At 56.9% G+C, this 22408-nt stretch carries 25 protein-coding genes and 1 tRNA gene; 14 read left to right on the top strand and 12 right to left on the bottom strand.

Features of this window, described 5'->3' with window-relative positions; all coding sequences use genetic code 11:
* Window positions 1–119 precede the first annotated feature (119 nt).
* Window positions 120–860 carry a FadR/GntR family transcriptional regulator gene (locus tag PQR63_RS11510; RefSeq protein ID WP_408167997.1) on the bottom strand — a complete coding sequence of 247 codons (741 nt, stop codon included), beginning with the start codon at window positions 858–860 and terminating at the stop codon, window positions 120–122.
* Window positions 861–1299: 439 nt separating this feature from the next.
* On the opposite strand from PQR63_RS11510, the gene cysT reads away from it, so the two are divergent.
* From cysT to PQR63_RS11530, 4 genes are read left to right on the top strand one after another with little or no spacing between them, the layout of a single operon-like run.
* The gene (gene cysT / locus PQR63_RS11515; protein WP_408167998.1) at window positions 1300–2163 is read left to right on the top strand and encodes a sulfate ABC transporter permease subunit CysT; all 864 of its coding nucleotides are present in this window, start codon (window positions 1300–1302) and stop codon (window positions 2161–2163) included.
* 1 nt (window position 2164) lies between these two features.
* Window positions 2165–3091, top strand: coding sequence for a sulfate ABC transporter permease subunit CysW (gene cysW / locus PQR63_RS11520; RefSeq protein WP_408167999.1), 927 nt, complete (start codon window positions 2165–2167; stop codon window positions 3089–3091).
* A gap of 17 nt (window positions 3092–3108) precedes the next feature.
* A complete protein-coding gene (locus PQR63_RS11525) occupies window positions 3109–4209 on the top strand; it encodes a sulfate/molybdate ABC transporter ATP-binding protein (protein ID WP_408168000.1) in 1101 nt (366 codons plus the stop codon).
* The gene (locus PQR63_RS11530; protein ID WP_408168001.1) at window positions 4206–5141 is read left to right on the top strand and encodes a CysB family HTH-type transcriptional regulator; all 936 of its coding nucleotides are present in this window, start codon (window positions 4206–4208) and stop codon (window positions 5139–5141) included. Before PQR63_RS11525 ends, PQR63_RS11530 begins: the two co-directional genes overlap by 4 nt.
* Window positions 5142–5213: 72 nt before the next feature.
* Here the strand turns inward: PQR63_RS11530 and PQR63_RS11535 are convergent, their stop codons facing one another.
* Window positions 5214–6221, bottom strand: a complete 1008-nt coding sequence (locus PQR63_RS11535; RefSeq protein WP_408168002.1) for an SDR family NAD(P)-dependent oxidoreductase — start codon at window positions 6219–6221, stop codon at window positions 5214–5216.
* Between the two features lie 109 nt (window positions 6222–6330).
* Here PQR63_RS11535 and PQR63_RS11540 point away from each other — a divergent pair, with 109 nt between their 5' ends.
* Both PQR63_RS11540 and PQR63_RS11545 read left to right on the top strand, forming a co-directional pair.
* Window positions 6331–7242 carry a LysR family transcriptional regulator gene (locus PQR63_RS11540; RefSeq protein WP_408168003.1) on the top strand — a complete coding sequence of 304 codons (912 nt, stop codon included), beginning with the start codon at window positions 6331–6333 and terminating at the stop codon, window positions 7240–7242.
* Window positions 7243–7252: 10 nt separating this feature from the next.
* Window positions 7253–7900 carry a tRNA-uridine aminocarboxypropyltransferase gene (locus PQR63_RS11545; protein ID WP_408168004.1) on the top strand — a complete coding sequence of 216 codons (648 nt, stop codon included), beginning with the start codon at window positions 7253–7255 and terminating at the stop codon, window positions 7898–7900.
* Here the strand turns inward: PQR63_RS11545 and PQR63_RS11550 are convergent.
* Entirely contained in the window at window positions 7881–8348 is a 468-nt protein-coding gene (locus PQR63_RS11550; RefSeq protein WP_408168006.1) for an Lrp/AsnC family transcriptional regulator, read from the bottom strand. The two genes, PQR63_RS11545 and PQR63_RS11550, sit on opposite strands and share 20 nt — an antisense overlap.
* Before the next feature lie 133 nt (window positions 8349–8481).
* Here PQR63_RS11550 and ocd point away from each other — a divergent pair, with 133 nt between their 5' ends.
* From ocd to PQR63_RS11575, 5 genes are all read left to right on the top strand, one after another.
* Complete coding sequence (gene ocd, locus PQR63_RS11555) at window positions 8482–9546, top strand: ornithine cyclodeaminase (protein ID WP_408168007.1); 1065 nt, start codon at window positions 8482–8484, stop codon at window positions 9544–9546.
* An 84-nt stretch (window positions 9547–9630) separates the two neighbouring features.
* Window positions 9631–10539 carry an arginase gene (gene rocF, locus PQR63_RS11560; RefSeq protein ID WP_408168008.1) on the top strand — a complete coding sequence of 303 codons (909 nt, stop codon included), beginning with the start codon at window positions 9631–9633 and terminating at the stop codon, window positions 10537–10539.
* Window positions 10540–10785: 246 nt separating this feature from the next.
* Window positions 10786–11565 carry a basic amino acid ABC transporter substrate-binding protein gene (locus tag PQR63_RS11565; protein WP_408168009.1) on the top strand — a complete coding sequence of 260 codons (780 nt, stop codon included), beginning with the start codon at window positions 10786–10788 and terminating at the stop codon, window positions 11563–11565.
* Window positions 11566–11650: 85 nt separating this feature from the next.
* A complete protein-coding gene (locus PQR63_RS11570; protein WP_408168010.1) occupies window positions 11651–12403 on the top strand; it encodes an amino acid ABC transporter permease in 753 nt (250 codons plus the stop codon).
* The gene (locus PQR63_RS11575) at window positions 12400–13122 is read left to right on the top strand and encodes an amino acid ABC transporter ATP-binding protein (RefSeq protein ID WP_408168011.1); all 723 of its coding nucleotides are present in this window, start codon (window positions 12400–12402) and stop codon (window positions 13120–13122) included. Before PQR63_RS11570 ends, PQR63_RS11575 begins: the two co-directional genes overlap by 4 nt.
* A gap of 224 nt (window positions 13123–13346) precedes the next feature.
* Here PQR63_RS11575 and PQR63_RS11580 read toward each other — a convergent pair whose 3' ends face one another.
* The 4 genes from PQR63_RS11580 to PQR63_RS11595 all read right to left on the bottom strand — a co-directional run bounded on the left by PQR63_RS11580 (window position 13347) and on the right by PQR63_RS11595 (window position 16674).
* Complete coding sequence (locus PQR63_RS11580; protein ID WP_408168013.1) at window positions 13347–14381, bottom strand: quinone-dependent dihydroorotate dehydrogenase; 1035 nt, start codon at window positions 14379–14381, stop codon at window positions 13347–13349.
* Between the two features lie 102 nt (window positions 14382–14483).
* Window positions 14484–15209, bottom strand: a complete 726-nt coding sequence (locus tag PQR63_RS11585; RefSeq protein WP_408168014.1) for an arginyltransferase — start codon at window positions 15207–15209, stop codon at window positions 14484–14486.
* Between the two features lie 156 nt (window positions 15210–15365).
* Window positions 15366–16088 carry a leucyl/phenylalanyl-tRNA--protein transferase gene (gene aat / locus PQR63_RS11590; protein ID WP_408168016.1) on the bottom strand — a complete coding sequence of 241 codons (723 nt, stop codon included), beginning with the start codon at window positions 16086–16088 and terminating at the stop codon, window positions 15366–15368.
* 10 nt (window positions 16089–16098) lie between these two features.
* On the bottom strand, window positions 16099–16674 hold the full coding sequence (locus tag PQR63_RS11595) for an NUDIX hydrolase (RefSeq protein ID WP_408168017.1): 576 nt from the start codon (window positions 16672–16674) through the stop codon (window positions 16099–16101).
* A gap of 259 nt (window positions 16675–16933) precedes the next feature.
* Here PQR63_RS11595 and PQR63_RS11600 point away from each other — a divergent pair.
* Window positions 16934–17010 (top strand) — tRNA-Met (locus tag PQR63_RS11600).
* A gap of 160 nt (window positions 17011–17170) precedes the next feature.
* Here the strand turns inward: PQR63_RS11600 and PQR63_RS11605 are convergent.
* A complete protein-coding gene (locus PQR63_RS11605; RefSeq protein WP_408168018.1) occupies window positions 17171–17386 on the bottom strand; it encodes a hypothetical protein in 216 nt (71 codons plus the stop codon).
* A gap of 165 nt (window positions 17387–17551) precedes the next feature.
* Window positions 17552–17977 carry a hypothetical protein gene (locus PQR63_RS11610; protein WP_408168019.1) on the bottom strand — a complete coding sequence of 142 codons (426 nt, stop codon included), beginning with the start codon at window positions 17975–17977 and terminating at the stop codon, window positions 17552–17554.
* Window positions 17978–18182: 205 nt separating this feature from the next.
* On the opposite strand from PQR63_RS11610, the gene aroQ reads away from it, so the two are divergent.
* A complete protein-coding gene (gene aroQ / locus PQR63_RS11615; protein ID WP_408168020.1) occupies window positions 18183–18773 on the top strand; it encodes a gamma subclass chorismate mutase AroQ in 591 nt (196 codons plus the stop codon).
* A gap of 21 nt (window positions 18774–18794) precedes the next feature.
* Here aroQ and PQR63_RS11620 read toward each other — a convergent pair whose 3' ends face one another.
* Window positions 18795–19667 carry a M15 family metallopeptidase gene (locus PQR63_RS11620; protein WP_408168021.1) on the bottom strand — a complete coding sequence of 291 codons (873 nt, stop codon included), beginning with the start codon at window positions 19665–19667 and terminating at the stop codon, window positions 18795–18797.
* A 112-nt stretch (window positions 19668–19779) separates the two neighbouring features.
* On the opposite strand from PQR63_RS11620, the gene PQR63_RS11625 reads away from it, so the two are divergent.
* Complete coding sequence (locus tag PQR63_RS11625; RefSeq protein WP_408168022.1) at window positions 19780–20031, top strand: hypothetical protein; 252 nt, start codon at window positions 19780–19782, stop codon at window positions 20029–20031.
* A gap of 316 nt (window positions 20032–20347) precedes the next feature.
* On the opposite strand, the gene PQR63_RS11630 is transcribed toward PQR63_RS11625, so the two are convergent.
* Window positions 20348–21148: a MetQ/NlpA family ABC transporter substrate-binding protein gene (locus PQR63_RS11630; protein ID WP_408168024.1), complete on the bottom strand. Its 801-nt coding sequence runs from the start codon at window positions 21146–21148 to the stop codon at window positions 20348–20350.
* Window positions 21149–21283: 135 nt separating this feature from the next.
* Entirely contained in the window at window positions 21284–22081 is a 798-nt protein-coding gene (locus PQR63_RS11635; RefSeq protein WP_408168025.1) for a phosphodiester glycosidase family protein, read from the bottom strand.
* Window positions 22082–22408: the final 327 nt, after the last annotated feature.

Below are 22408 nucleotides of genomic sequence, written 5' to 3' on the forward strand. Positions count from 1 at the left end.
CAATGTCTGTCTTTATCGCTTTCGGCATCCTCGGCTCTGTCGGGTTGGGTACCCTGGCCTCTGGCGGACGTCGTTGCGTTGATGTCGCGGTTACGTTGTATCCGGTGTCGCTTCTATCCTTACTCCGGGTGATGCGGCATATAAGCCTTGCCGCCGCCCCAGCCGCGCGAGAACTCCGTGGTCACGCGTTCGAGATGGGCATGCATCGCCTTGCGGGCACCTTCCGGATCGCGGTCGACGATGGCCTCAAGGATGCGGCGATGGTCAACCAGCGTTTGCTGGCGCAATTCTTCGGTGTGGAAGTGCTCTTCCATTTTGATCCACAGGCGGCCGCGCTGATCCCACAGATTCTCGATCACGCTGACCAGGGCGCTGTTGCCGGTGGCGCGGGCAATCGACAGGTGGAAGGTGCGGTCGGCTTCTTCGTTGTTGGGGCGGTCGTGATAGAAGCGCTCCATGTCGTTGAGCGCGCGCAGGATTGCATCGAGTGCGCCATCGGTGGCCATGCGCGCGGCAATCGCGGCAACTTCGCCTTCGATCATGCAGCGTGCCGACAGGATCTCGAAAGGGCCGGGGCCGATTTCCTGGATGGCCGGCGCTGCGCCTTTCTTCTCGATCACATAAATTCCGGAACCGCCGCGTACTTCGATCACGCCGGTCAGTTCCAGCGCAATCAGTGCTTCGCGGACCGATGCGCGGCTGACCTTGAGCTGCGCGGCCAGATCACGCTCCGAGGGCAGGCGCTCGCCGGCGTGAATCTGCTCATCGCGGATGAATGCCTGGATGCGATCGGCGACCACGCGGTAAAGCCGCGTTTCGGGGGCGCTGAGTTCGGCGAGAGCAGTGACGACTTTGAGCATGGCGTGCTTTTCTAAAGGTCGCGAAAAATTGGTCAGGCCATTCTAGGTTGGCCTGACCAATATTGCAATATGGTCTGGCCGATTTATTTTGTGGTTTGCCAAAGTGCCTGTGGGTGCGGCTTGTAAGGCAATTGAAAGCTCATTTCTTGCTGTCTTAAGTGGTTGACCAATTTTTAATTTTGTATGTGGTCAGTCGTCGGATGACTATAGCTGAAGCCGCTTCCCGAGGAAAGAGGGGGCGCCAGTTTTGCGCAACTCAAGTTGTTTTTGCGGTTTTCTATATACGTAATCTTTCTATAAACATGCAAAAAAATTCGTTCTCTTTATAACAATGCGATGCGAATATCGGCCCTCATTAGTCGTATTTGTAATAAGAGATGCCGTTGTGTCACCCCAAAATCGGTCTGACACCGGCGCAAAAGAAGAAGGAAGTGCAAGCGTGACTGTGCCAATCGCCTTACCAGTTATTAATAAAGCGCCGTTCCGAGTGTTGCCGGGCTTTCGCCTGTCGCTCGGTTTTACGCTGTTCTATCTGACGCTGATCGTCCTGATCCCCTTGTCGGCGGTGTTCCTCAAGACTTTCACCATGACCTGGGATGCCTTCGTCAGCGCTGTGACGTCGCCGCGCGTGATGGCGTCGTATCGCCTGACATTTGGCGCCTCGTTATTGGCGGCGCTGCTGAACGTGATTTTTGGCGGCATCGTGGCATGGGTATTGGTGCGCTATAAATTCCCGGGCAAGCGCATCATCGACGCATTGGTCGATTTGCCGTTTGCCTTGCCGACCGCAGTGGCGGGCATTGCATTGACGACGCTGTATTCGCAGAACGGCTGGATCGGCCGCTATCTCGCCCCGCTCGGTATCAAGGTTGCCTTCACCCCGTTGGGCGTCTTGGTAGCGTTGACCTTCATTGGATTGCCTTTTGTCGTCCGCACCGGACAACCGGTGCTGGAAGATGCGGAACGCGAACTCGAAGAAGCTGCCGCCAGCCTCGGCGCTTCGCGTTTGCAAACCTTCGCCCGGGTGATTTTTCCTACCGTCTTTCCCGCTTTGTTGACCGGCTTCGCGCTGGCGTTTGCCCGCGCCACAGGCGAATACGGATCGGTGGTTTTCATCGCCGGCAACATGCCGATGGTGTCCGAGATCACGCCACTGTTCATCATTACCAAGCTTGAGCAATACGACTACACCGGCGCAACCGCCATTGCCGTGGTGATGCTGATCGTGTCCTTTGCCTTGCTGCTGACCATCAACCTGTTGCAAGCCTGGGTTCGCAAGCGCGGCCAGGCCGAGAAAGTCTGACATGAGCGCCGTCATTACTCCTGGCATTACCGCATCCCCGGCGGTAGCACCGCGCGGCGAACCCGCCTACACGCCGGCCGCCACATTGGAACCGTTATGGGTGCGCCTGCTGTTGATCGGGATCGCCTTCGCCTTCTTGACGCTGTTCCTGTTCGTACCGCTGGTCGCCGTATTCTATGAAGGCCTGAAAAAAGGCTGGGACGTCTACATCGACAACATCATCGAACCGGACGCCTGGTCGGCCATCAAGCTGACCCTGCTGACCGCCGCCATCGCCGTGCCGCTGAATCTGGTGTTCGGCGTGGCGGCGGCATGGTCGATCGCCAAGTTCGAGTTCCGCGGCAAGAACATCCTGCTGACGCTGATCGACCTGCCGTTCTCGGTGTCGCCGGTGATCTCCGGCCTGATCTACGTGCTGCTGTTCGGCCTACAGGGCTATTTCGGTCCGTGGCTGCGCGAGCATGACATCAAGATCCTGTTTGCCGTGCCGGGAATTGTGCTGGCGACAGTGTTTGTGACTTTCCCCTTCGTGGCGCGTGAGCTGATTCCGCTGATGCAGTCGCAGGGCAGCGAAGAAGAAGAGGCTGCGCTGGTACTGGGCGCCTCCGGATGGAAGACCTTCTGGCACGTCACCTTGCCGAACATCAAGTGGGGGCTGCTGTACGGCGTGATCCTGTGTAATGCCCGTGCGATGGGCGAGTTCGGCGCAGTGTCGGTGGTGTCGGGTCATATCCGCGGCGAGACCAACACCATCCCGCTGCAGGTGGAAATTCTCTACAACGAATTCAATATCGTCGGTGCGTTTGCGGTGGCGTCGCTGTTGGCTTTCCTTGCGCTGGTGACGCTGGCGATCAAGAGCTTTATCGAGTGGCGTCTGCACAAGCAGTTGACCGCACACGTCGCCCATCCCGGCGCAGATCTGGAATAAAAGATTAGGAACAGGCCATGAGCATCGAAGTAAAAGACATCAATAAGCGTTTCGGAAATTTTGTCGCGCTGAACAACGTTTCGCTGAATTTCCCTGCGGGCGAACTGACCGCTTTGTTAGGCCCCTCCGGCTGTGGTAAGACCACGCTGCTGCGCATCATCGCCGGTCTGGAGTCGCCTGATTCCGGTCAGGTGCTGCTGGACGGCGACGATGCGTCGGCCCGCCACGTGCGTGAGCGCCAGGTCGGTTTCGTTTTTCAGCACTATGCCTTGTTCAAGCATATGACGGTGTTCGAAAACATCGCCTTCGGCCTGCGCGTCAAACCGCGCAATCAGCGTCCATCGGAAGCGCTGATTCGTGAAAAGGTCACCAGCCTGCTGGAACTGGTGCAGTTGGACTGGCTGGCCGATCGCTATCCGCCGCAACTGTCCGGTGGTCAGCGCCAGCGTATTGCCCTGGCGCGTGCATTGGCGGTGGAACCACGCGTGCTGCTGCTGGATGAGCCATTCGGCGCGCTCGACGCCAAGGTACGCAAGGAGCTGCGCCGCTGGTTGCGCCGTCTGCATGACGAGCTGCATGTCACCAGTATTTTCGTCACCCACGATCAGGAAGAAGCGTTGGAAGTCGCCGACCAGATCGTACTGATGAACAAGGGCAACGTCGAACAGATCGGTTCGCCAAGCGAGGTCTACAACCACCCGGCGTCGCCGTTTGTCTACGGCTTCCTCGGCAACGTGAACCTGTTCCACGGCCGCGTGCACGAGGGGGTGCTGGAAGCCGGCGGCGTTACCTTTGATGCACCGGATCACGCGCAGGCACAGGATGAAAAAGGCATCGGCTACGTGCGTCCGCATGACCTGGAGGTGGATCGTTATTCGCCCGGCGCCGAAGGTATCGTTGCTCAGCTCAGGCGCTCGCACGCCATTGGCCCGCTGGCGCAACTGGAGCTGGAGCGTGACGATAATTCGGAAATAATCGAAGCCGTTATTTCCAACGAGCGTTTTGCACAATTGAATCTGAAAGATGGCGAAACACTGGTGGTGCGACCGCGCCGCCTCCATGTCTTCGTCGACAACGCGGCCTCTACCGGGGCTGCACAGAATAAGGATGCACGATGAATTTCCAGCAACTGCGTTCCATCCGCGAAGCCGCACGTTGCGGCTTCAACCTGACTGAAGTCGCCAACGTGCTGTTCACGTCGCAACCTGGTGTGAGCCGCCAGATTCGCGAGCTGGAAGAAGAACTCGGCGTCGAAATTTTCGAGCGCAACGGCAAGCGCCTGATCGGTCTGACCGAGCCGGGCAAGGGCATCTTGCACATCATCGAACGTCTCTTGCTGGAAGCGGAAAATCTGCGCCAGGCCAGTCAGGAATACGCCGGCGAACAGAGCGGTACGCTGACCATTGCGACTACACACACGCAGGCCCGTTATGTACTGCCACGCGTGGTGCAGGCTTTCCGTGCGGCGTTTCCGCAAGTGCGGATTGCGCTCCAGCAGAGTGCGCCGGAACATATCGCAGAGTGGGTCATGTCCGGCAAGGCCGACGTCGGCATCGCGACGGAAGGTCTGAGCCAATTCAAGGATCTGGTTTCTTTCCCTTGCTATACCTGGAATCACGTCATCGTCGTGCCGCAAGGACATCCGCTGTTGTTGCTCAAGCATCCGATCACGCTGGAAGAGTTGGCTGCGCATTCGCTGATTACCTATGACGTCGGCTTCACCGGCCGTGGTCACATCGACGATGCCTTCCGCAAGGCCGGCATCGAGAAGGATATCGTGCTTACCGCCATGGATTCAGACGTGATTCAGCAATACGTCGCGCTGGGCCTGGGCGTCGGCATCGTGGCATCGATGGCGATCGAGCAGGGCAAGCATCACGGTCTGGAAGCGATTGAGGCATCGCATTTATTTGCGCAGAACATCACACGTCTGGCGGTACGTCGCGGCGCGTATCTGCGTGCCTACACCTACGACTTCATCCTGCAATTCGCGCCGGAACTCAAGCGCGCCGATATCGTTGCGGCATTGAACGAGCCGACCACGCATTGACGTTAGGTTGGCACTGTTCTGCTCAATCAAAACCGCCTTCGAATTTCCAATGAAGGCGGTTTTTTTATGTGCTCAGATTGTCGCTGCACTACGCAGTCTGGACGCAGGCAGGCAACCCAGACCTTCAAGCGTCGTGCGCACCGCCTCATCCAGTGGCGTATGCGGCTCTTCACCCAGTACCTGCAGCAGGCGTTGATTGCTCATGCGCACCGGCTGTTGCCATAGGTAGCGCATCTCTTTCATTTCTTTGAACAGCGGCACAAAAGGCGAGGCCGGAGCCAGCAGCCACCATGGAAAGCTGCGCAATGGCAACGCGGGGTTGCCGACCACGCGGCGGATGGCGTTGATCATCTGCATGCCGTCGGCATCCCAGTGCCCGTGCATCTGGAAGGTCGCAAACGTCTCCAGCGCTTCCTCTCGTTCGATTAGTCGCATCATGGTCTCGGACAGATCCGGCAGATAAGTCCACTGATGGCCGAGTCCTTGCTTCCCGGGATTAGAGATTGACGTCGGCATCTTGCCCGGCTTGACCAGACATTGCGAAAACCAGTTGTTGCCCGAACGCGGGCCGAAGAAATCACCGGCTCGGACGACCAGGCTGCGGACATTGTCGCCGGCGGCGGCTTGCAAACGGCGCTCCAGCTCGACGCGGATCGCACCTTTGCGGGTGACCGGGCGCTGTGCCGAGTCTTCGCTCAGGTTCGGCAGAGCATCCGGCCCGTAGTTGTAGACGGTGCCGGGCAGCAAAATACGTGCTCCAAAATCCTGCGCGGCGGCGATGCTGTTGGCTATCATGGGCAGCACCAGCTCGGCCCAGCGTTGGTATCCCGGCGGATTGACTGCGTGGACGATCAGGTCGACGTCGCGTGCCGCCGCAACCACGTCCGCGCGCTGCATGGCGTCGCCTGCGATCCAATTGTACTTTTGCATGCCGGGGCGGGCGGCAACTTCGGCGGCGTTGCGATGCAGAGCGCGTACTTGCCAGCCGCGCGCCTGCAGCTTGCGCGCCATTTCGCCCCCAATGCCGCCGGTGGCGCCGAGCACCAGGGCGGTCTTTGTCGTCGTCGTTTCATTGTTCATGATTTGCTCCGTGGTTGAAGGTTGATCGCGAGATCTGATGAAGCCAGTGTCGGATAAATGCGGGCTAAATGGAATTGTTGAAAATAAGTGAGGTGCTATACTTATTTGTATGGCTAAACAAATCACTGCCGATCCCGGTTGGGAGCTTTATCGTTCCTTTCTCGCGGTACTGACCGAGGGTTCGCTCTCGGCGGCTGCACGTTCGCTCGGACTGACGCAACCGACGATCGGGCGCCACGTGGATGCGCTGGAGCAGGCTGTGGGCTTCGCTTTGTTTACGCGTTCGCAACATGGCTTCATGCCGACGGAAGCGGCGCTGAGCTTGCAGCCATACGCGGAAAGTCTGGCCTCAACCACGGCGGCCCTGATGCGCGCGGCATCGGCCCACGGCGGCAAGGACGCGTCAGTACGCGGCACTGTCCGTATTACGGCAAGTGAAGTAGTGGGCGCGGAAATCCTGCCGCCGATTCTGGTCAAGCTGAAACGGACGCATCCGGAGTTAGTGGTCGAGCTGGCCTTGTCGAATCGTGTCGAAGACTTGCTGCGGCGTGAAGCCGACATCGCCGTGCGCATGCTGCGGCCGACGCAGGAGGTGCTGGTCACGCGTCGCGCCGGCGCGATTGAACTTGGTTTTCATGCGCACAAGGATTACCTTGCACAACATGGCACGCCAAAGAACATGGATCAGTTGACGGAACACACGCTGGTCGGGTTCGACAAGGAAACCGCCTTCGTCCGCAATGCCGCCAGGGATGTGGCGATCATGCGGCGCAGTCATTTTTCATTACGTACCGACAGCGATCTGGCGCAACTGGCGATGATCCGTGCAGGCTATGGCATCGGCATTTGCCAGGTACCGCTGGCCAGGCGCAATAGGGATCTGGTGCGCTTGCTCCCCAAACAGTTTTCCATGCAGCTTGATACCTGGGTGACGATGCACGAGGATCTGCGTAACAGCGCACGCGTGAGCGTGACCTTCGACGCCCTGGTTGAGGGCTTGCAGGAATACATCGCATCATGAGCGCCAAGTCATGAGCACCGGTCTGAATCCGAAACGAGCGATGTGCTTGCGTTGTCTGCGTGCGCAGAGCAGTTGTATTTGTGCTTGGATCAGGGCCCTGGCGCCGTTAGCGCAGGTGCTGATTTTGCAGCATCCGCTGGAAATCCATCAGGCCAAAGGGAGCGGACGTTTGCTGCATCTCAGTCTGGACGGCAGCGAGCTGGTCAACGGTGAGCAATTTGAGGAAGAGACCTTGCGTCGGTTGCTGTATGCCGATGTCGGAGGTGAGCAGGTGCGACCGGTGCTCCTGTATCCGGACACACCGGGCGAACCACGCGAATCACGCGCGCAAGCGTTGCCAGAGTTATCCGTGCCGACGCGCTTGCGACTGGTCATCCTTGACGCGACCTGGCGCAAGAGCCGCAAGATGCTGTACCTGAATCCTCTGTTGCAACAACTGCCGCGCCTGCCGCTGATTGATCCGCCGGCGTCGCAATACCGGATCCGCAAGGCACATCGCGCCGATCAGTTGTCGACGCTGGAAGCCGCCTGCCATGCGCTGGCGCAACTGGAAAACGACGAAGACAAATATCTGCCGCTGCTACAGGCTTTTGACGGCTTTGTGGCGCAGCAAACTTCTTATCTCCCCGCAGAAGCGCTCAACGATCCTCCAGCGTAATCGGCAAGCCCGAATGCGGTTTGACTTCTTCAAGGCAAATCATTGAGCGCAGGCCGGCCACGCCTGGCACTTGCATCAGACGGTCGGTCAAAAAGTGCGACAGGCTCTTGAGGTCGTGCGATACCACCTTGAGCAGATAGTCGAAATCGCCGGAAATCGTGTAGCACTCGATGATTTCCGGAAACGCCCGGATCACGCTTTCCACCTCGCGCACCTGCTTGAACTGGGCGCGGTCGAGCGACAACGCCACAAAAGCCGTGACGTCCAGTCCCACCGCAGGGGGCGAAACCAATGCCGCATACCGGCGAATCACCCCTTGTTCTTCCAGCACGCGCACGCGGCGCAAGCATTGCGGCGGCGATAAGTGGATGTTTTCCGAGATGTCGACATTGCTCATACGACCGTCGTTTTGCAGCAATTCGAGGATCTTGACGTCGAGTTTATCCATGGAATCTCCTTGTAATGAAATAAAGCTGCATAACTATCTCTTTATTTATAGGATAAAGAAAGCAAATTTCCAATGTTCATCTGTAAAATTTCTTTCATTGAAACAACGGCGGCGCGCAGTAACGCTGATCATCATGGTCAAGTACATCGGAACCCGGGAATTGCAGTCTTTTGTGGCCAACCGCTCAGTGGAAGGCGTCATTGATGCGCTGACGGGCTATATCAAAGCAGACTACTTGCGCTGGCAACAGTTCGACAAAACTGCGCGGACGGCGAGTCATTCGACGCTTGGCGTGATTGAGTTGATGCCGATTTCGGACGGAAAGCTGTATTCATTCAAGTACGTCAACGGCCATCCCAAGAACACTTCGCATGGTTTGCTCACGGTAACGGCATTCGGGGTGCTTGCCGACGTGGACAGCGGTTATCCGCGCCTCTTGAGCGAGCTGACCCTGACGACTGCGTTGCGCACCGCAGCGACGTCGGTGCTGGCGGCCAAGCATATGGCGCGTCGCAACAGCCGCGTGATGGCGCTGATCGGCAACGGCGCGCAGAGCGAGTTTCAGGCGATTGCTTTTCATTGCCTGCTGGGTATTGAAGAGCTGCGCGTGTTTGACGTCGATCCCGCAGCGACCGACAAGCTGTGCCGCAATCTCGGCGCCTATCCGGACTTGCGCATCGTGCGTGCTGGAAGTGCTGCTGAAGCGGTGCGCGGCGCCGATATCGTCACGACCGTGACGGCGGACAAGCGCAATGCCGTCATCGTCACGCCGGACATGATCGAGGCCGGTATGCATCTCAACGCCGTCGGCGGCGATTGCCCCGGCAAGACCGAGTTGCATCGCGATGTATTGAGCAAAGCGCGCGTGATTGTGGAGTTTGAGCCGCAATCGCGTATCGAAGGAGAATTGCAGCAGATGCCGGCCGATTTTGCCGTGACCGAGCTGTGGCTGGTGTTGTCGGGCGCAGCGGCGGGGCGCGGCAGCGATACCGAGGTGACGGTGTTCGATTCAGTTGGCTTTGCTCTGGAAGATTTTTCCGCCCTGCGCTATCTCGACGAGCAAGTGGGCGATGACGATGCGCAATCCATCGACCTGGTGCCTGAACTGGCCGATCCCAAGAATTTGTACGGCGTGGCCCTTGGCGGCAAGCCGGTTGTGCTGGACGTGCTGCAGAAAGCGGCTTTGCTGCATGCATGATGTTCTGACCCGTCGGGCAATGTACTCACGATTTGATTTATCCGCTTCACTTGTCTCACTTGCCTAAATTGTTAAGGAAACCACATGAAACAACTCAGACTGATTGGCGCACCTACCGACATCGGCGCCGGTCGTCGTGGCGCATCGATGGGGCCAGAAGCCCTGCGGGTGGCCAATCTTCAGCAGGCTTTGCAACAGCACGGCCTCAATGTGACGGACGGCGGCGACCTGAGCGGTCCGGCCAATCCGCAACAAGGGCCTGTTGACGGTTTCCGTCATCTGGAACAAGTCGTGGCCTGGAACCGCAGTGTGCATGAGGCTGTGCACGCGACCTTGCAGCAGGGGCAGTTGCCGGTGCTATTGGGTGGTGATCACGCGCTGGCCATCGGGTCGATTGCGGCAGTTGCGCAGTATTGCCGCGAGCAAGGCAAGAAGCTGCTGGTGTTGTGGCTGGATGCGCATGCCGACGCCAATACCAATACCTCGACGCCGACCGGCAATATCCACGGCATGCCGGTCACCAGTTTGCTCGGCATTGGCCCTGATCAACTGACAAGCATCGGCGGCAAGGTGCCGGCGCTGCAGCCGGATGCAATTCGCCAGATCGGTATCCGCAGTGTCGATAGGGAAGAAAAGCAGCACCTGCACGAGCTTGGTTTGCGGGTCTACGACATGCGCCATATTGACGAGCATGGCATGCGAGTAACGATGGAGCAGGCGCTGTCCGGCATCGATGCCGACACCCATTTGCACGTCAGCTTTGACATCGACTTCCTTGATCCGGCGGTGGCGCCGGGAGTGGGCACCGCCGTGCCAGGCGGGCCGACTTACCGCGAAACACAGCTTTGCATGGAGATGATTGCCGATACAGGTCGTCTCGCGTCGCTGGATGTGATGGAGCTCAATCCCGCGTGCGACGTGCGCAATCAGACGGCGGAGCTGGTTGTTGAGCTGGTAGAGAGTTTGTTTGGCAAATCGACACTTATTCGATAAAAAAGCGACAATTTGTCAGTTGACGGATCGAAGCATACGCCGGATCATGTCGGGTTTCGCGCGCTCGACGCGCCCGGCATGCGCCCGGGATGACTTCCGGCAATTTGCGCAAATGCGAGTCGATGCCGACCGGAAAATCATCGTCGCAGCAAAGAATTCTGTGAGTTTCATTTTTACCAGTGCCATCGATTTGGCATGTTTCATCAACAAAAAGCTTCACTACCGCTTCACCTCAGGGAGAAAACAATGTCGTTCAAGAAATTTGTCGTGCTCGCCAGCAGCGTTCTGGCGCTGACACTGTCCGCCACTGCAGCTCAGGCAGCCGACCAGACTTACGTCGTCGGCGCCGGCGGCACTTACCGTCCATTTGAATTCGAAACGCCGAAGAAGGAACTGGTCGGTTTCGACATTGACATCATCAAGGCTATCGCCAAGGCATCCGGCTTCCAGATCAAGCTGGTCAGCACACCATGGGAAGGCATTTTTGCCACTCTGGGCCAAGGCGACCGCGACATCATCATCTCCGGCATCACCATCACTGAAAAGCGCGCCCAGATGGTCGACTTCTCGCTGCCATACTTCCCGGCTGAGCAAGTCATCATCACTGGTTCCGGCTCCAAAGTCGCTGCACTGGCTGACCTGAAGAAGCTGCAAGTCGGCGTGGTCAATTCAACCGCAGGCGATATCATCCTGTCCGAAGAAGTCGGCAAGTCCAGCACCGCCATCCACCGTTTCGACAATACGCCGCTGATGCTGGAAGAGTTGTATCGCGGTGGCGTTGATGCGGCCATCGGCGACGTCGGTGTGATCAAGTTCTACATCAAGAGCCATCCTGAAAAACAATTCAAGGTGGTCGGTGATGCCAAGTTCACCCGTCAATACTTCGGTATCGCAGTGAAAAAAGGCAACAAGGAACTGCAAGACAAGATCAATGCCGGTCTGAAGAAGATCGTTGCCGACGGCACTTACGCCAAAATCTACAAGGAATGGTTCGACGCCAACGTGCCGACACTGCCACTCCAATAAGCTGACAATCCGCACTTAAGTACGTTTTCCCCATGCCCACGTTCTCTCTGTAGACCGTGGGCAGATTTTTACCCGGATTGCATTCATGAATTCTTTCTTTCAATGGGAAATCATCGGCGAGTACCTGCCCCTGTTTGTCGAGGGCACGTGGATGACCATCAAGGTCGCGTTTATTTGCGTGATCTCCGGCACTTGCTGGGGCCTGGCGTTGGGCGTCGGTCGGCTGGCTGAAGCACGCCACGGTTTCTGGAAATATTTCCTGCGTTACGCGGTGCAGTTACCGGTGCGTTTTTACGTCAGTTTCCTGCGCGGTACACCGTTGTTCGTGCAGATCCTCTTGATCCATTTCGCGCTGATGCCGATGCTGATCAATCCGAGCGGCGGCCTGATTCTGAGCGGCGATATCGCGCGTGAAATCCGCTCGCAATATGGCGCGTTTGCCTCTGCGGTGCTGGCCATTACGCTGAACTCGGGCGCGTATGTGTCGGAGATTTTTCGCGCCGGCATCCAGTCAATTGATCGCGGGCAGAGTGAAGCGTCGCGCTCGCTCGGCATGACCTACATGCAGACGCTGCGCAAGGTGGTGTTGCCGCAGGCGTTCCGCCGCATGCTGCCGCCACTGGGCAATAACGCGATCGCCATCGTCAAGGATTCGTCGCTGGCCTCGGCCATCGGCCTGGCGGAACTGGCATATGCCGCACGCACGGTCTCCGGCGCGTATGCGCGTTACTGGGAACCGTACCTGACGATTTCATTGGTCTACTGGGCGATTACCTTGCTGCTGTCGGCATTTGTCCGTCACCTCGAAACCCGCTACGGCAAAGGAGATGCACGATGATCAGCGTCAAGCAATTGCAAAAGCAGTACGGCCAAGCGCATATCCTGCGCGGCATCGACTGCGAGATCAAAGAGAGCGAAGTGGTGTGCGTGATCGGCCCTTCTGGCTCCGGCAAGAGCACCTTCCTGCGTTGCCTCAATGGCCTGGAAGAAGCGACTGACGGCGAGATCTTCATCGACGGCGTCAAGGTCAACGATCCCAAGGTCGATCTGAATACGCTGCGCGCCAGCCTGGGTATGGTGTTCCAGCGCTTCAACCTGTTCCCGCACATGTCGGTGCTGGAAAACCTGATCATGGCGCCGATGCAAGTGAAGAAGTTATCGCGCCGTGAAGCAGTGCTGGTGGCGGAGAAGCTGCTGCAGAAAGTCGGCTTGCTGGACAAGATCGACGCCTTCCCGAATCAGCTGTCGGGCGGCCAGCAACAGCGTGTGGCGATTGCTCGCGCGCTGGCGATGGAGCCGAAGGTCATGTTGTTCGACGAACCGACTTCCGCACTCGATCCTGAGCTGGTAGGCGAAGTCTTGACCGTGATGAAGACGCTGGCCGAAGAAGGCATGACCATGGTCGTGGTCACGCACGAGATGGGTTTTGCGCGCGAAGTGTCAGATCGTGTGCTGTTCATTGATCAGGGCGTGATCATGGAAGAGGGCCCGCCGCAGCAAGTGTTGGGTGAGCCGAAGAATGACCGTACCCGCGATTTCCTGCGCAAGGTGTTATAACGCCAGGCGCATCCGCCGTCGTCCTGACGAAAGTCGGGACCCAGCGTCTTTGTAGTTGTTGGCTTATGCGCTCTTTGCCTGCACTGTCACGACACTGGATCCCAGCGTTCGCTGGGACGACGGCTGATGTTGATGAGACTATCGCGTCATCTATAAAAAACCGCCATTGCACGCAAATGCAATGGCGGTTTTTTTACGTCAGTTGATTCGATCAGTTCGACCGCTTAGCGCAGTGCGTCCGCACATTCCTTGACCAGTGCGGGGCCGCGATAGATCAGACCGGAATACAACTGCACGAGCGACGCGCCGGCTTGCATCTTGGCCTTGGCGTTGCTGCCGCTGAGGATGCCGCCCACGCCGATGATCGGCAGCGCATCGCCCAGTTCTGCCTTGAGACCGCGCACTACCTGATTCGACAACTCAAACACTGGTGCACCCGACAGGCCGCCGGCTTCTTCGCCATGCTGCAAGCCTTTGACGGCATCGCGCGTGATGGTGGTGTTGGTGGCGATGACGCCGTCGAGCTTGTGACGCAGCAGCGCGTCGGCGATGTTCTTGATCTGTTCCGCGTCGATGTCCGGTGCAATCTTCAATGCGACCGGGACATAGCGCTTGTGCTTGTCGGCCAGGCGCAACTGGGCTTCCTTGAGTTGCGACAGCAGGGCGTCCAGCTCGGAGGCACCTTGCAGCTGGCGCAGGTTCTTGGTGTTGGGTGAGGAGATGTTGACGGTCACATAGCTGGCGTAGGGATAGACTTTTTCGAGGCAGTGCAGGTAATCGTCGGCGGCGCGTTCGATCGGGGTGTCGGCGTTCTTGCCGATGTTCAGGCCCAGCACGCCTTGCTTGCCCTGATAGAAGCGCGAGCCTTGTACGTTGGCGACGAAAGCGTCGACGCCGCCATTGTTGAAGCCCATGCGGTTGATGATCGCATGTGCGGCCGGCAGGCGGAACATGCGCGGCTTCGGATTGCCCGGCTGCGCGCGCGGTGTGACCGTACCGATTTCAATTGAGCCGAAGCCGAGCGCGGCCAGACCGTCGATGTATGAACCGTCCTTGTCCAGGCCGGCGGCCAGACCGACCGGATTGGGGAAGGAAATGCCCATCACGGTACGCGGATCGGCGGCAGGTTTGCTGATGAAGCCGGTCAGGCCGAGCGCAGCAGCGCGGCGCAGGGCGGGCAAGGTCAGGTGGTGAGCGGATTCTGCGTCGAGGGAGAACAGCAGCGGACGGGCAAGGGCGTAGAGGAATTTATCGGACACGATGGGTCGGCTAGAGGGAAAAGTGCCGCTATTTTAACGTGTCCGGAGTGGTTTTCCGCTGAAAATGGGCGCAGCAAGATGGTCGCAGCATTGATTCCGGGATCAGGGTAATTCACCCCAATTGCCGTTCTGCAATGCTTCCAGCGGCCTGAAGTTGGTTTTGTACGCCATCTTGGCGCTTTCCTTGATCCAATAGCCCAGATAGACGTAGGGAATGCCCAGTTGGCGGGCTTGTTCGATCTGCCACAGGACGTTGTAGGTGCCGTAGGAAGAGCCTTCGACATCCGGATCGTAGAAGGTATAGACCGACGACAATCCGTCATCGAGCACGTCAATGATACTGACCATGCGCAGCGTACCGCCGGGTTCGCGGAACTCCACCAGACGTGTATTGACCTTGCTTTGCAGCAGGAACTGCGCGTACTGGTCGCGGCTGTCCTGGTCCATGCCGCCACCGGCGTGGCGCACTGACTGGTAGCGCAGGTAAAGCTCGTAGTGTTCGTAGGCGTAGGTCAGGTTGGTGACCAGCGTCACCAATTGTTGATTCTTAGTCCAGGCACGGCGCTGGCTGCGATTGGGGATAAATTCTGCCGTCTTGATGCGCACCGGCGTACAGGCCTGGCACCCGTCGCAATAGGGGCGGTAGGTAAAGATGCCGCTGCGCCGAAAACCGGTCTTGACCAGTTCGGAGTAGACATCGGCGTTAATCAGATGAGAAGGCGTGGCGACTTGCGAGCGGGCTTGCTGATTATCGAGGTAGCTGCATGGATAAGGAGCCGTCGCATAAAACTGCAACGTGGAAAACGGCAGGTCTTTAAGGTGCGTCATGTGCGTCCTGTGGTGTCCTGTACTGCAGTCGCCGGCATCAATTCGCTGTGCTTGCCGCAATAGTGTCGGTGTAACAAATTCGTCATGATTACCAGTAATTTACACTACTTTTTCGAACCAGTAACTGCGTCTGCCGAATGGGTTTTTACGCAACATTTACGGCTTGGTGAACAGATCCAACGGATGCCAGAAGGTGATCTGCGGCGCTTCGATGGCCTGGCGCAAATGCTTGAGGAATTCCTGGCGGTGGATCGGTGCCGCGCCCAGTGAGGCCAGATGCGGGGTTTCCTGTTGGCAGTCGATCATCTGCACGCCATGCTGGCGCAGAAAATGCACCAGATACGCCAGCGCAACTTTGGATGCATCGGTTACGCGTGCAAACATCGATTCGCCATAGAACATCTGTCCGATGGATACGCCATACGCACCGCCCACCAGCTTGCCGTCCAGCCAGACTTCGGATGAATGCGCATAACCGGCCCGATGCAGCCCGCAATAGCCGTCAACGATATCTTTCGAAATCCAGGTGCCGGCATCGTCCTTGCGCGGCGCAGCGCAGGCACGCATCACTTCACGGAAAGCCGAGTCGAAGCGTATCTCCCAGCGGGCGTCGGTATGACGGCTGCGTTCGATCTTGCGCAGGGTTTTTTTGAGGCTATCGGAAATGATGAAGCGGTCGGTGTACAGCACCATGCGCGGATCGGTGCTCCACCACAGGATGGGCTGACCTTCTGAGAACCAGGGAAAGATGCCGTGGCGATAGGCATTGAGCAGACGTTGCGGCGATAAATCGGCGCCTGCGGCCAGCAAGCCGGCCGGCTCAGTCAGCGCCTTGGAGACATCCGGGAAGGGAGAATCGACATCCAGCCAGGAAATCATGGGTGGTTCTTCAGTCTGGTTGCATCATGCGTTTGCGGATATCGTCGGTATGCAGGCCGAAACTGCCGTCGCCGGTCTTCACCTTGGCCAGATCCGCAAAGTAGGAACGCAGTGTGTATTCGACGGTAGGGAAGGCAATCTCCGACCAGGGGATTTCTTCTTCCTTGAACATGGCAACTTCGAGACTCTCGGTGCCGGCGGCGTAATCAAGGTCGAGTAGCTCAGCCAGGTAAAAGAGATGCACCTGGTGCACATGTGGAACATTGATGAGCGAGAACAGCGGGCCGAGCTTGATGTGCGCACCGGCTTCTTCTTCGGTCTCGCGCGTGGCGGCGTCGGTGGTGGTTTCGCCGTTTTCCATGAAGCCGGCTGGCAGCGTCCAGTAACCGTGACGCGGCTCGATGGCGCGGCGGCACAGCAGCACGCTCAATTTACCGTCGCGTTCCCAGACTGGGATCGAACCGACCACCATCTTCGGATTTTGATAATGAATGGCACCGCAATTGCCGCACACGAAGCGCGGGCGATTGTCATCAGGAGGAATCTGCAGAGAGACCGGATGAGCGCATTCAGAACAAAATTTCATAAAAGACGATCGACGTGTTTTTGTAGAAATGGTCGACGGCGATCAGGCGCCATCGCGTGATAGATGATTCATGGCAAAGTGCGGGTAGAAGTGTATCACTGTCGTCTGTAGGGATACTCTTTTATCGTCGGCGGTGCGCGCGGCCGCGTTGCTACAGCTCAGTGCGTCCGCGTGGTGCGGATAAAAGCAGAGTAGGGAAAGAATTCCAGTAATAGGTTTGCATAGTTCGCGAATATGTCATATAATCTTTTTCTTCAGACGCGGGGTGGAGCAGTCTGGCAGCTCGTCGGGCTCATAACCCGAAGGTCGTAGGTTCAAATCCTGCCCCCGCAACCAAACATGTTGAAAACCGTTGATAGCTTTTGGCTCTCAGCGGTTTTTTGCATTTCACGGCATCATTTTTATGATGCGCGTCGCCGTCTTACTATCGACAGCAATAAAAAAGCCACGCGAACGTGGCTTTTTTACTTTCCGGCGAAAACAACTCACTGAAGACTTAACTGCTGACCTTGGTGCCGTCGGCGTTTTGAGCAACTGCCGTGACGGAGCTCGAATTGCCTTGTTTTGTCGCAGTGTTGGTATCGGTCTTGATATCGCCGGCAGTACTGGCCATGACCTTGGCAAAGTCTACGGTCGATGGTTTGCGTTTGGCAGCTTGTTGCGCGTGAGCAGCTGTCGCTGCATTGGAAGAAGAAACGGTATTGATCGTCATGGTGCACCCCTCTGATGAAGAAACGAATTCTGTAGTGTCGATCCAGCGAGGCCAGTATAGGCGAGGAAGACGGCTCGTCTCATGACGTGCGGAATAACTTACACAGCTTTACGTTTATGGCCGGGCAGCTTCTCTTCTTAACAAACGCAAAGAAGGCTAGCGTATTCAGCCGAGGCGGGCGAGGGGATGCCGATGGGTGTTGCGAAAACTGTTGTGCGTGCCGAGCTTGTGTGTCGCCGGTGGCATGTATTGTTTAGGGGACGATGGCAGGGCAAGTTCTTCCGGTTCATCACGCATCTGTTGCATTTCCTGATACGCGATTTGTGCTGCCAGGCGATAGGCGGGTGATTCACGGCGTCGTTGCGCGACAGCCAGTTCCAGCATTTCAAGAGAGGCGCGCTGCGCTTCCTTGCGATGGGCAGGACTGTGGCTGGCAACTTTCTGTGCTGGCGCTGTCATGGTTGTCGCTGTCGTAGTGGTTGCCGGTAAGCTTGGCGTGGTGAGCCGATTGCTGCTTTGGCCGGGGCGCGTCAGCCATGCCAGCAGAACGGGCAATAGCAGGACAGGCCAGATGAGAAAGACAATTTGCATGGGACATCGCTAGTGGATTCGGATGCCTTGCATTGTGGAGAATTCGGCTCGTTCGACATATAGGAAAAGTCTTAAAGTGCCGACAGCTGTGGGAATTGGCTGTGGGAAAGCAGCTATGAGAAACTAGCTATTTGGTCATGTAGCACAAGAATAACGATGCAGAGCAAAACATATCGACAGCTAAATGGAAATCAGAATGACGCCAATGAAGACAAATAAAACAAATAGCTTGCTGCTCTTGCTGTGGAAAGTGCTGGCAGTATCGTTGCTGCTCTCGGCCTGCCAGTCGCTGCCGACCGATATACCTGCCGCCGACCAGCAAAAGATTGATCGTTTGTTGACGTTGATGGATCAGCGTTTGAACGTCGCTGTCATGGTCGCCCAGTCAAAGTGGAATTCCGGTGCGCCCATTAACGATCCGGTGCGTGAACAGAAGATTCTGGATGATCTGAGCGCATCGCTGACAAGTGCAAGCGAGGACGAGAAAGCATTCATGCGTCGTTTCTTTCAGGCGCAATTCGATGCCGGCAAGTTGATTCAGTTGGATCTGCATGCGCAGTGGCGCAGGGAAAAGCGTGAGCGTTTTATCGCGCCTCCGGATCTGGCTCGCGATATCCGGCCGGAGCTGGATCGGTTGACGCCTCTGCTGATCGACACCCTGAGTCAAACGCTGCCTTCGCTTAAACAGGCCGCGGCACGCCACTATTTGCAGCAACGCAGCGAGATTTTGCTGCGCGGCGATGTGAGTGGCGCAGCGCGTCGTGAAGCGGTGCGTGTTCTGCTTGAAATACGCTGAACGCGTGCGTTTTTTTCGGTTTCAGCGTTTACTTTTGCCGGCGCAGGCTTTCCCTCGTATTGCCAGATTTGCTATCGCACTATCAGACATGCAGGTCGCATACGTCGCGGCGTAAGAAGAAAACTCACGACGCGCCTGTTGCAGCGGCAAACTCAGCAAGTGGGCAATGAAGTCTCTGCTGCCGATTTCAAAATGCTGGTAGTCGATTGGTTGCTTCCAATTCCCGCCCCAGATCATGAACCCGTGCCTAAAAAAGATATCCCGCACCTCTTCGGCCATGCCCGCGCGCACGGGCACGCGTGATTGGTACTGCCCACGCGCGGAAGGAGGCAATACGACGACTTGCTTGTCGGTGTCCTTGCTTATATAGGGATTCTGCAGTGGGTTGATATCGATGGCGACGCCATAGGCATGCTTCGACCAGGTGCTGCCACCCGTCATCGGGCGGCCATTGAAGGCGGAAGTATTGTTGTCCGACATCGATGCCTCATCGTCGCCCTGATATGCCTCCAACGATCTTGCCTTTTGCAACGGGAAGCCGCGTTGCAGCAGCGCATTGAAGATTGCTTGCACTTGCGGTGCAACGACATCCAGCACAACCAGCCGGCCATCATCGTGACGGCGTCCTTCAAAATCCTGATAGGCAAACGAGACCTGCATCAGGCGTTCGCATTTCACCGGGTTTTCTGTGCTGAGGACTTTGTTCTGTTGCATCGTTGCGCATTGCTCGCCTGTCAACGGCGTTATCTCGGCATGCGCGAAGAGTGGCAGTGCTAAAGAAACAATACAAAAAAACAGTGTTGAGGTCAGAAATGAAGGTTTATTCGGCATGCGGGAGCGAAGAAGGAATTGTTGGAATGGATTGTCGCAAAGACTTACGCAAAGAATGTCCATTCTCCTACAAGATGCGGCCTGCCGGGCGGGAACAATTGAACCTGAGCGCATCTAAATTTGTGCATGGAGTCACTTATGTTCAACTTGTGTTCAATAACTCATTGGAGGAACTATGTTAGTACGTCACGCAGTGTTAGCTTCTGTCATGTTTACCGCCTTGCTGGCGGGGTGTAACAAACGCGATGAGGCGCCGGCTGCACCAGCGGCCAGCGATTCGTCTGCCGCCACACCTGCACCGGCAACGCCAACTCCACCAGCCATGACGCCGCCGCCAGCACCGGCAGCTGATGCAAAACCTGCAGATGCAGCGCCACCGGCAACCCCGCCGGCCGACAACGCTACCAACACCGACAAGAAGCCTTAAGGTTCACTTCAGGTCGCGTGCGGGCTTAAGAGTTCGGGCACGCAGGTTTTTCGTATTGGTTTGGTAGTGGAATAACGCCCATGCCGGAGAAATCCGGGATGGGCGTTTTCACGTTCAGCCTCAAATGAAGCCAATGAAGCAAATTTGAAAGTGTTTTTGAAGAAATGCGAACTTTGTGGTGAGGAGGGAATCCTAAAAATGGTTGAACTGTTCCTTCAACCTCCCTCTTGAAAGGGAATTTGACCCGCAGTCCATTGCTGCGGGTCTTTTTTCTTCTGGCGCGACATGATTTTCTGTCGTCTACCGATGATGCCGCTCAGAATGCCGGCACCAGTGATCCCTTGAACTCGGCCTCAATGAACTTGCGTACTTCGTCAGACTGGTAGGCCTTCACCAGTTTCTTCGCCCAAGGCTTGTCCTTGTCTTCCACGCGCGTCACGATCAGATTGGCATAACGGCCTTTAGCATCTTCAACGGCGATGGTGTCGCGTTGCAGAGAGAGACCGGCCTTGAAAGCGTAATCGTTATTGATCGATGCGGCAGCCAGGTCATCCAGCGAGCGCGGCAGTTGTGCGGCATCCAGTTCCACGAGTTTCAGTTTCTTTGGATTCTCGATAACATCCAGCGGCGTGGCGTTGGTACCGTTTTCGCCGACACCGGGTTTGAGTTTGATCAGACCTGCTTTTTGCAATAGCAGCAGGGCGCGATTGCCGTTGGATGGGTCATTCTGGATACCGATGCTGGCGCCTTGCGGCAATTGGTCAATTGACTTGTATTTCTTTGAATAGATGCCCAGCGGCGCGGTGATCGTCAGGCCGACCGGCACCAGCTTGTAACCGCGCGTCTTGATCTGGCTATCGAGGAAAGGTTTGTGCTGAAACGCATTGGCGTCGAGGTCGCCGGCAGCGAGTGCTTCATTCGGTTGCAGGTAATCGCTGAAGGTGATGATCTGAATGTCGAGGCCGTCGCGGGCGGCAACGCGTTTCACGACTTCAAATGTCTGTTCCGAATTGCCGACCGAAACTCCCACTTTGATCTTGGTTTTATCTTGTGCTGACACGGCAGTGCCGCTCAGAGCAAGGACGGTGAACAGTACTGAAATTGACCAGCGACGCATTTCTTCTCCCGAGGTTGTCTGTGCCTGTAAGCCGGCAACGACGCCGGCGAAGGCAAGGCGGGATGTTCACATATCGCTCGTTCCGGACGAACGAATGATTTTGCATGTCGATATGCGTAATGCGTCTCTGCCGGTCTATTTTTGCGTGACCGGCTTTTCCACACCGATGATGGCGCCGAAGGAGGGGCCGATGTCTGCTTCCAGCGAGGGATAAATGCGCGAGATGTTGCCATCGAGGTAGAGCGCATCGACGCATTGCAATTTATCGCGCAGGAACTGGGCGAAGTCGTGGAAGGTGATGGGATTTCTTGCCATCGCCAGCACGACCTTCTTTGACGGATCGATGCAGACCGCATTGCGCACGAACAGGTTGATGGAGCCGGGATCGAAGGCCGTATTGATCTCGCCGTTGCGCAGCATGATTGGCCCCGACTGCGTGGCGTACAGGGCTTGCGACAACCAGCGCGGTCGGTCGCTGTCAACGCTGGCGGTATCGACAATGCGTGCCTGTTTTTCTTCCACGATAAGGACGCCGTTCGGCTGCAGATAAAAGTTGCCGTAGGCGTTCTGGCGCGTGTTGAGCTTGCGCAGCGTGACGCCGTTCTCGATATAGAGGCCAAGCGGTTTATGTTCTTTGTCGTAGATGCCGGCGTTGGTGGCACAAGTCAGATCCTTGCCTTGCGGACGCAGCCATGCGCGCAGATTGGCAAAGGTACCGAAGATAGTTCCGGCCGGATCCTTCCAATACATGCGCAAGTTGTCTTGTTGCAGATCAATCTGGCAGGTCGTGATGCTGATCTGGTTGTAGCGATACTGCCGCAACTCCGCAGCATGAGCTGCAGGCGTCAGATTGCTGTAGAGCGCAAAGCCTGCAGTCATTGCGAGGATGAGCGAACCGGCGACGTTGTTGATTTTGCGAAGAAACAAAAGCATGCAAGAGTGGCTAATGATCATGGAGCGAAAAGGGCATCCCTCAAAGAGACATCGGGCTGTGGCGGGTTGTCGTGCGGTATTGTGACTTCTGCCGACCTATCCCGCCAGTGATAAAGAAGCCACTTCCCTGATTGAGCATCTGGAAGAGCAGGGTATCTGTTTGCTTTGGACGCGGTGGCAGGACGCTGGCGGGCGTCTGTCGAGCGTATGCCGGGCGAACCTCGGGGTGCAGCGCAACAAGATCATATATAGAAATATCGATTAATTTTTTTTGTTTTTTGAATGAAAGATGTGTGAAATATTATCGGGATGCGCAAAAAGAGCAAA

Origin of the sequence: Herbaspirillum rhizosphaerae (assembly GCF_046025915.1) — a bacterium.
In the GTDB taxonomy this organism is placed as follows: Bacteria; Pseudomonadota; Gammaproteobacteria; order Burkholderiales; family Burkholderiaceae_D; genus Herbaspirillum; species Herbaspirillum rhizosphaerae_A.

Coding starts and splice junctions, on each gene's coding strand:
- PQR63_RS11625 (WP_408168022.1), top strand. CDS start 19,780: ATGTTAGTACGTCACGCAGTGTTAGCTTCTGTCATGTTTACCGCCTTG.
- PQR63_RS11585 (WP_408168014.1), bottom strand. CDS start 15,209: ATGACGCACCTTAAAGACCTGCCGTTTTCCACGTTGCAGTTTTATGCG.
- aroQ (WP_408168020.1), top strand. CDS start 18,183: ATGAAGACAAATAAAACAAATAGCTTGCTGCTCTTGCTGTGGAAAGTG.
- PQR63_RS11635 (WP_408168025.1), bottom strand. CDS start 22,081: ATGCTTTTGTTTCTTCGCAAAATCAACAACGTCGCCGGTTCGCTCATC.
- PQR63_RS11530 (WP_408168001.1), top strand. CDS start 4,206: ATGAATTTCCAGCAACTGCGTTCCATCCGCGAAGCCGCACGTTGCGGC.
- cysW (WP_408167999.1), top strand. CDS start 2,165: ATGAGCGCCGTCATTACTCCTGGCATTACCGCATCCCCGGCGGTAGCA.
- PQR63_RS11610 (WP_408168019.1), bottom strand. CDS start 17,977: ATGCAAATTGTCTTTCTCATCTGGCCTGTCCTGCTATTGCCCGTTCTG.
- PQR63_RS11620 (WP_408168021.1), bottom strand. CDS start 19,667: ATGGACATTCTTTGCGTAAGTCTTTGCGACAATCCATTCCAACAATTC.
- aat (WP_408168016.1), bottom strand. CDS start 16,088: ATGATTTCCTGGCTGGATGTCGATTCTCCCTTCCCGGATGTCTCCAAG.
- PQR63_RS11630 (WP_408168024.1), bottom strand. CDS start 21,148: ATGCGTCGCTGGTCAATTTCAGTACTGTTCACCGTCCTTGCTCTGAGC.
- PQR63_RS11550 (WP_408168006.1), bottom strand. CDS start 8,348: ATGGATAAACTCGACGTCAAGATCCTCGAATTGCTGCAAAACGACGGT.
- PQR63_RS11595 (WP_408168017.1), bottom strand. CDS start 16,674: ATGAAATTTTGTTCTGAATGCGCTCATCCGGTCTCTCTGCAGATTCCT.
- PQR63_RS11535 (WP_408168002.1), bottom strand. CDS start 6,221: ATGAACAATGAAACGACGACGACAAAGACCGCCCTGGTGCTCGGCGCC.
- PQR63_RS11540 (WP_408168003.1), top strand. CDS start 6,331: ATGGCTAAACAAATCACTGCCGATCCCGGTTGGGAGCTTTATCGTTCC.
- PQR63_RS11605 (WP_408168018.1), bottom strand. CDS start 17,386: ATGACGATCAATACCGTTTCTTCTTCCAATGCAGCGACAGCTGCTCAC.
- PQR63_RS11525 (WP_408168000.1), top strand. CDS start 3,109: ATGAGCATCGAAGTAAAAGACATCAATAAGCGTTTCGGAAATTTTGTC.
- PQR63_RS11545 (WP_408168004.1), top strand. CDS start 7,253: ATGAGCACCGGTCTGAATCCGAAACGAGCGATGTGCTTGCGTTGTCTG.
- rocF (WP_408168008.1), top strand. CDS start 9,631: ATGAAACAACTCAGACTGATTGGCGCACCTACCGACATCGGCGCCGGT.
- PQR63_RS11570 (WP_408168010.1), top strand. CDS start 11,651: ATGAATTCTTTCTTTCAATGGGAAATCATCGGCGAGTACCTGCCCCTG.
- PQR63_RS11510 (WP_408167997.1), bottom strand. CDS start 860: ATGCTCAAAGTCGTCACTGCTCTCGCCGAACTCAGCGCCCCCGAAACG.
- PQR63_RS11565 (WP_408168009.1), top strand. CDS start 10,786: ATGTCGTTCAAGAAATTTGTCGTGCTCGCCAGCAGCGTTCTGGCGCTG.
- ocd (WP_408168007.1), top strand. CDS start 8,482: ATGGTCAAGTACATCGGAACCCGGGAATTGCAGTCTTTTGTGGCCAAC.
- PQR63_RS11575 (WP_408168011.1), top strand. CDS start 12,400: ATGATCAGCGTCAAGCAATTGCAAAAGCAGTACGGCCAAGCGCATATC.